This window comes from Chlorobium sp., assembly GCF_049593655.1.
GTDB lineage: Bacteria > Bacteroidota > Chlorobiia > Chlorobiales > Chlorobiaceae > Chlorobium.
Window position 1 is genome coordinate 1 of record NZ_JBAWHG010000032.1, and the last position, 7,409, is coordinate 7,409.

Consider the following 7,409-nt stretch of genomic DNA (forward strand, 5'->3'; position numbering starts at 1 on the left):
CCGTTACTTCCTGCTGCTCCGGCGAAATAATATTCTTTTAGGCAATGCACCCGTGGCTCAATCGGTAGAGCAACTGACTCTTAATCAGTGGGTTGGAGGTTCGAGTCCTCCCGGGTGCACCAGCAGCAAAACCCGCAGTTCCGCAAGGAGCTGCGGGTTTTGTGCTTTCAGGGAGGCAGGGTGTTTTACCGGTAAAACAGGTTTTGTCCGCTGAGTCGGGTCTGTCGGGCAGGTTCGGCGGAAATTATCTTTCAGCAGTGAGAGCTGCTGCCGCATTCCCCCTGATTCCTTCCGTATTGGCAATCGTCGAAAAAGAGAGAGTGGAACATTCCTTTGTCCGGTGATTGCCCTGCCAGAGGGCCGGACAACCTTTGCATCGATCCTCAGTTGCATGCTGAATCGTGATCGCCTGCATGATGGCTTCAAATGGTTTCCTCCCGATAACCTCCGCCACAAAACAAGGATGGACGCGAGCCAGAGACAGGCGTGTGTCCCGGAAGAACTCCGCTCATACGTCGATAATCGATAGAGTGGCGTCATCGGCATCTGTAGCTGTTATAACTGACGATCCGGGATGAACGGTGATCCGGTAAAAATGGTATAACCGGACAGCGCCCCCGTAATGAGACAATTGACACAATATTTTGAGGAAAGTCTGCGTCACTGAAGGTATGGCGCCTGGCAATTAATACGTATGATATCGCCGAGCAACTCGATTGTTGCGAGAGTTTTAAGATTGGGGAGACTGCCGGTGAGACAAATAAGATTTCAATTCACTCGATGCTCGGGATTGCCTTTTTTGCAAGCCTGCAGGTACTACTGATTTTGCCTGCAAAAGCATTGCCGGGATTTCCCTGGAAATTCATCCTGTGGTTTTCAGGTAGTACCGGGAGAATCCGGAACATTTCATTGCTGAAGCAGCCTTCCTGATCAGGGAGCAAAACCCCGGCATTATTATCGGGCGATTGGCATGCGATGAAATTGCCGATCGGTGCGATATCGTAATCTTTACCACAGGTCAGTGCTCGCGGGACTTCTCGATGGCGGATGAAAAGCTGAGGAATCACATCTGCGATTATGTGGTCACGGACTCTCAAATCGAAAAGGATTTTTGTGCATCGAATATCCATGGGTTTTTTTTTTGGGTTGACCAGGATAAGGTCAAGTATAATGCTGCAGACAATTTCTGTGCGTTGATGGGGATTGTGCCGATGGAGGGAATGATCCGTTGTGCTACAGAGATCATCAATACAGGATCGCTACAGAGAAAAAAGATTGACAGGGTATGCCGGCTCCATAATTATCGATAAGACATACAAATCCACGTCAAGCTGCAATGTCGTTGCGTAAAAGAAATACGATTCTCAATAAACTGTCGTTTAATGAGAATCTCCGGCAAGGGCACGTAATGGGCGCCGCTTTTCAGGAATGACGGAAAAAATACTACAGTAAATCGGTTCGGAAATTATGTTCGGCTGTAGACTTTTGACCGGAAGCCAAGTCCCGGCTTGTTCCCTTTTTCCGGTTTGATGTCAATAGAGAGAAATTACTCGGTTTTTTTATTTGCCGGCGAATAGAGTGTTTGTGTGATATAAGAGTAAATGTTTAGGATTGAGACAATTTATAGATCATGAGAAGATGGCCGGGTGCTTTTATTTTTCTGAATAAGACGAGATCGGGAATAAATTCAGAACTGTATTCCGGAATTTTTTATTGGAAAAAATTTTTATATTGAATTGTTCTCAGTATCTCTTGAAATATTATAATCATGACTTATTATGCAAACTATTGCGGAATTACAGGCACAGATGGCTTCAATCCAGAAGCAGATTAATGAACAGAAAGCAGCAGGCAAAAGAGAGGCTATCAGCGAGATAAAAGCAAAAATGGCCGAGTTCGACATTACGGTGGATGACCTTCAGTCGAGAGGAGTTTCAAGAGGTTTCAAGGAAAAAAAACCTTCCGTGATCAAATACCGCAAGAGCGATAGTGAAACCTGGGTAGGCAGAGGTCCTAAACCGTCCTGGGTCAAGGATGTCGAAGCTGCTGGCGGAAAACTCTCCGATTATCTCGTACAGTAATCTCCCTTGATTGCAATTCCGGCAATTTCAGCGAGTATAATGTTTGAGATTGCCGGGATATGCGTTTTCCCGTTCCGTTGCATTCCATTACTCATCCGGTGTTTTCGTAACCCATTTGCGACACCCTGTTCCGATCCGGTCCTTTGCAAACGGGAGGGATGCTTGTGCGCAAGCGGGTAGGCATTTTCCGTGATAGCACACTTCTCAGGACTGCAGGTTAGCGTGCTTGTCGGTTCGTCAATCGCGTAACGGGGGAAATTGCCGGAAGGTTTTTTTATCCCGATATGCCGCTCTTATTGGTTTTCGGCAGTATATTGCCTCAACACCGGAAAACCTGATGACACCGAGGACGACCATTTTGTCTATGAACATTATCGACCGCTATATCCTCAAGTCCCATATCGGGCCCTTCTTTCTTTCGTTTTTCACAATCATTTTCGTGCTGGTCCTGCAGTTTCTCGCGGGTTTTTCCGACCGTTTTCTGGGAAAGGGCATCGGTTTTGCCGATATCGCCGAGCTGGTGATGCTGCAGTCGGCCTGGATGGTTGTTTTTGCCGTTCCCATGGCGGTGCTGATTTCCGTGATCATGGTTTACGGAGCCATGACAAATGCTTCGGAAATGACGGTGCTCAGGGCTTCGGGTCTGTCGCTTTTCCGCCTTGCGGTTCCGGTACTGGTTGTGGCGGCTGGTCTGTCGCTTCTCGTGGAGCGCTTCAATAATGTGGTGATACCCGATGCCAATTACCGATCAAAAGCGCTCATGGCCGATATTCTGAGGGCCAAGCCCGCCTTCGGTCTTACGGAAAATGCCTTTTCGAGCTTTATCGACGGGTATTCGATTTTTGTCGGTGAAACCGACGAGGCTTCAGGAGAGATGAGGGGCGTGCGTCTTTACGACCTGACGAGGCCGGGACACCGGACGATGGTGAGCGCCGAAAAGGGCATTATCGGGTTTTCGCCTGACGACCGCTATCTCGTGATGACGCTTTTTAACGGCGAACTGCATGAAATCGGATATCCCGAGCTGATCCGATACCGGACGATGAGTTTCGCACGGCACCGTATTGTTTTCGAGTCATCAGGGTTCGGTTTCACCCGCACTGCTGAAGACCGGATGCGGGGTGATGCGCGCGAGCTTTCAGCCGAAGAACTGCTTGCCGCCGGAAAAATCCTGAAGCGGGACATCGCTGCAGCCGAACGGAGCGCGGCTTCTGCAGAGGCCGGTCCGGACGTCCGCCGGCGTCTTGTTTCGCTGCAGGAGAAATACAACGGCTACATGGCCGAATTCCATAAAAGATATGCCCTTCCGTTTGCCTGTCTGGTTTTCGCCCTTGCCGGAGTGCCGCTCGGGGTGCTTGCACGGCGCGGCGGGTTCGGGGCAGGCGCCGGTCTCTCCCTCCTTTTTTTCGTGCTCTACTGGTCCATGATCATTTCCGGCGAAAAGCTTGCCGAACGAGGTCTTCTCGATCCGGCACTCTCCATCTGGTCGGCCGATGCTATTCTCGCACTTGCGGCTCTGCTGCTGATCCGGCGTTTGAACGGTTCGGTAGCGGCCGGATCCAGATAACGGCATCCTTCACCGGCTACAGAAAAAACGAAATCCCCAGAAATGTCAGCGAAATCAGCGCTGCCGACGTGATGTTCATGATCAGGCCGGCTTTTACGACGGTTTTCAGCGATACGTGTTCCAGTCCTCCGAAGGCCAGCGTGTTTGCCGGAGAGGCCAGGGGCGTCATGTAAGCCGCGCTGGCTCCAATGGTCAGCGAGAGCAGCAGCAGGAGCGCGCTGAGCGAGGTGTGCGGGGCAAGAGTGATTACAAGCGGAGCGAGGATCGCCACGATTGCGGTATTGCTGAGCAGTTCCGAGGAAAAGACTGCCGCCATGTTCATGACGGGGAGAAACAGCAGAGGGGATTTCAGCGGTTCGAGAACTCCGAGGACAAGCGCGCCGAGAGAGGTTATGATGTAACCGTCGCTTTCAGGCGTTGCGGGGTTGTCTCCGGCTTTTACGGCAAAGTAGAGCAGCGATCCGAAGATCATGATGAGCAGCAGTCCGAAATAGGGAATATCGAGAATGATTCTGTTGATGGAGAGTACTGCGTTGCCGTTCGGCGTTTCAAGGCTTCCGGGCTGTTCACCGAAGATGCGTCCCCAGACGGCATCGAAAAATTTCTGAAGCGCCCGTTCCGGAACGACGTGGAACGGGGTGAGCGGAATCCGCAGATGCCGCTCCATCTCCATGGCGATCCGGCTGAAAAGGAGCACCGGAAAAGCAGCAACGAAGAAGATGAGAAAGAGCGCGTTTTTGCGGATGCTTCGGGGTTCGCCTTTTTTTTCCGGATAGAGGAAGGAAAACAGGATGAAGAACACGCCGTAGCAGAGGAATGAAAGATCTATCCACGACAGGCTCGCAACCGACGGCTCCGGTTTCAGGAAAAACTGCACCCCGGTCAGGGTGGTGACGAACCCCATATTGATAGCGAAAAACAGCAGTGGACGATGCGGGAAGAGAGCTGTTTCGGAACTTGTGGCGTAGACAAGCGCGGTCTCACTGCAGTTCCGGGCCGCATGGAGGAGTATCGTACGCCCGCAGGTAATGATCAGGAGCGAAACCGGAAGCCCCACCATCAGCCAGGAAAAGAAGTTGACCTGTTCCCTGTGATCGACACGGTAGAACTCCAGAAGGCCGACGGCGAAGGCATTGAGAGGATTGCCGCTGAGGGATGCCAGTCCCCCGGTTGTTGCTCCGAAGGTCAGGGCAAGATAGAACATCGTCGCGATCTCTTTTTTTGATGCCCTGTCCGAGAGAAAGTTCATAAGGCGGTTGATGACCGGGAGCATGGCCAGTACCACGACGGTATTGGAAAGAAATATCGAGAGTCCGTAGGAGATCAGGAGAACCGATGTCAGGAGCGAACGGAAACCCGACCCGCCATGCCGGAGCAGAAATGCGATGAGCCGGTAATGGGTATTCGTTGCAATAAGCACCTGCGAAAGGAGAAAGCCTGTTGTCAGGATTATGACATTCTGAAGCAGGTTCATCGGGCGGCGGCTTTATGCTTTGGAAAAACAGTCGGTTTCTTCCGTAACGGCCATTCCTGTTACGGTCCCGAGACATAATAAGCTGGGTCGCTCACAATTTTCAGAATCGTTACACAACCGTAACCGTTACCCAACACTGATTTTCTTTATTGCCTGAAGTGGTTGGAAAACAGCATTTCGCCGGTTTTTCCTACAGAAAAAAGGTAATGAAAAAATCATGCAAACCCTCTTCAGGCCACTTCCTTACCTCAGCTTTCGAAAAGCCCTGCTGCTCAGGCTGCTTATGGTGCCGAACCTGTTCCTGAATCGTGCAACGGGGCTTGAAAACCTTCCGCAGTCCGGGTCGGCAATTTATGTATTCAACCATAACAATGCGCTTGAATCCCTGCTTGTTCCGGTTTTTCTCATGTTCCATCTCGGAGGAAGAACGGTGAGTTTTGTCATTGACTGGATGTACGGGAAAATTCCTGTGCTCGGCTGGCTGATGCGATTGACCGATCCACTCTACGTCTATCATAAACGATCGACAATTCCGCTGATCGAAAGACGACGGCCCGCATTGCCGTCGCCGGGTGTTGTCGAACGCTGTTGCCGGAGGCTTGAAGAGGGGGGGAGTATCGGCATTTTTCCCGAAGGCAAAAGAAACCCTCATCCCGAACGCCTTGCCAGGGCAAAGCCGGGTATCGGCCATATCGTTCTCCAGTCAGGAAAACCGGTAATACCGGTGGGTATAGATTTTCCGGTACGCCGGCAAAAGGGCAGAATCCCGGTTTTCGGCCGGATGGTTCTCACGGTCGGGACTCCGCTCTCTTTCTCCGAATGGTCGGAGCGATATACGGCATGCAATGCACGAAACGGCAGTTATGGCGAGAGCCGTCGCCAGCAGCACGATCTGGCGGATGCAACGACCCGAACGCTCATGCGGAAGCTTTCGGAACTATGCGGGAAAAGCTTCGGAGAGCCGGAATCTCCTGTTTCCGGATTATGCGTTTTCAATCATACAACCAGCAAAAAGGAGCTGCCATGTCCGGTATAACTGTTCAGCGGGTATTGGGTTCCGATGACCGCCAGGGGGTTATCGACATTATCGAGCAGGTTTTCCAGAAGGAGAAAAACTGGATCAGCAGCGCTCACTCCCAGATACCGGAGGATCTCGATGCCGATCAGCCTTTTTCCTGGTTCATTGCCAGGGTGAACGGCCGTCCCGCAGGCGTGCTCAGATTGCTGTACGATCCGCCCCTGAATCTTCCCGAAGCTTACCATGTGACTTTCGTGCCGGGTATCGATGCCGATTTTCTGAGGCAGCAGGGCAGGTATGTGGAAATAGGACGATTCATGATTCCCTGGGAGTTCCGGCGCAACCACCGGATCGCGCTTCGTCTCATGAGAGCCGCAACCGAGGAGGTTGTTTCCCGTGATTATACCCACTTCATTACCGATGTTTTTGAAAACGAACAGCACTCCCCCCTGAACTTCCATACCAGGGTGCTTGGATTTGAAGTGATCGGCAGGCATCTGTTCGGAGATCTGAATTGCGGCTGCACAAGGATCATTCTCACGCTTGATATCCTGAAACTCTACAGCCGGGTTAAAGACAGCAGAAGCCGGATATACAGCGAACTGACAGCAGGCATGCATTCGCTTCTCGAATACAAGAAGAGAAAGCTGCAGACTGATATTCCGAAATCGTAGCACATTTTCGGCTAACACATTTACCGGGGAAGAACCATGCTGCAGCTTGACGAACTCAGAGAGAATGTAAAGGCCGAATTTTATGTGCACGAAGAGTTGCAGCAGCACGACGTCCACAAGGTCAACGCACGTGCCGATATCATCATCAAGCCGTCAGGCCGCAAGGACCTGCAGAAGCTGCTTTCCCGGCTTGAAAAAAACGGGTTTCCCCATATCGTCATCAACTCCAAAGGCAGGGTTGTGTTTCCCGATGGCCGGTTCCGGGGCGCGGTTATTGTGACGGATATCAAATTGTAGGCATAGCTGTTTTATGCGGTAATTTCGCTTTTTATACGACACTTGTCGAGTTTGCAATCTTGTAGCATTCCCTTAACGATTCCTCAATAAAAGGAGTGGTAGATTAGCCCACGAATCGGAACATGCACAAAACGGCATGGAAGAATTCATGAACGCATCACACTAACCAATCCTACTCTTACTATGAAAAAAGTCGCTTTACTGGTCGGTCTGGCAGCTGCTCTCGGCTTCAACAACGCTGAAGCTGTAGACTGGAACTGGAAAGGGGATATTCGTTACCGTTACGAATCGACGTTTA

The 7,409-nt window shown here is 51.2% G+C and carries 7 protein-coding genes and 1 tRNA gene; 6 read left to right on the plus strand and 2 right to left on the minus strand.

Annotated elements, in window-relative coordinates; genetic code table 11:
- The first annotated feature begins 46 nt into the window (after positions 1-46).
- Positions 47-122 (plus strand) — tRNA-Lys (locus WBP50_RS05030).
- A 651-nt stretch (positions 123-773) separates the two neighbouring features.
- Here the strand turns inward: WBP50_RS05030 and WBP50_RS05035 are convergent.
- Positions 774-1,130 (minus strand): hypothetical protein, encoded by a 357-nt coding sequence (locus tag WBP50_RS05035; protein WP_423932138.1) that lies wholly within the window; start codon positions 1,128-1,130, stop codon positions 774-776.
- Between the two features lie 678 nt (positions 1,131-1,808).
- Between WBP50_RS05035 and WBP50_RS05040 the strand changes: the two genes are divergently transcribed.
- Together WBP50_RS05040 and WBP50_RS05045 are read left to right on the plus strand one after the other, a co-directional pair.
- Entirely contained in the window at positions 1,809-2,081 is a 273-nt protein-coding gene (locus tag WBP50_RS05040) for an H-NS family nucleoid-associated regulatory protein (RefSeq protein WP_423932139.1), read from the plus strand.
- A gap of 364 nt (positions 2,082-2,445) precedes the next feature.
- Positions 2,446-3,648, plus strand: coding sequence for an LptF/LptG family permease (locus WBP50_RS05045; RefSeq protein WP_423932140.1), 1,203 nt, complete (start codon positions 2,446-2,448; stop codon positions 3,646-3,648).
- A gap of 16 nt (positions 3,649-3,664) precedes the next feature.
- Here WBP50_RS05045 and WBP50_RS05050 read toward each other — a convergent pair whose 3' ends face one another.
- Positions 3,665-5,122: an SLC13 family permease gene (locus WBP50_RS05050; protein ID WP_423932142.1), complete on the minus strand. Its 1,458-nt coding sequence runs from the start codon at positions 5,120-5,122 to the stop codon at positions 3,665-3,667.
- 217 nt (positions 5,123-5,339) lie between these two features.
- Here WBP50_RS05050 and WBP50_RS05055 point away from each other — a divergent pair, with 217 nt between their 5' ends.
- The 3 genes from WBP50_RS05055 to WBP50_RS05065 are packed head-to-tail and all read left to right on the plus strand — an operon-like array spanning position 5,340 to position 7,111.
- Entirely contained in the window at positions 5,340-6,158 is an 819-nt protein-coding gene (locus WBP50_RS05055; RefSeq protein ID WP_423932144.1) for a lysophospholipid acyltransferase family protein, read from the plus strand.
- On the plus strand, positions 6,146-6,814 hold the full coding sequence (locus WBP50_RS05060) for a GNAT family N-acetyltransferase (protein WP_423932146.1): 669 nt from the start codon (positions 6,146-6,148) through the stop codon (positions 6,812-6,814). The genes WBP50_RS05055 and WBP50_RS05060 overlap by 13 nt, the downstream gene beginning before the upstream one ends.
- Positions 6,815-6,850: 36 nt before the next feature.
- On the plus strand, positions 6,851-7,111 hold the full coding sequence (locus WBP50_RS05065; RefSeq protein ID WP_423932147.1) for a hypothetical protein: 261 nt from the start codon (positions 6,851-6,853) through the stop codon (positions 7,109-7,111).
- The last annotated feature ends 298 nt before the right edge of the window (positions 7,112-7,409 follow it).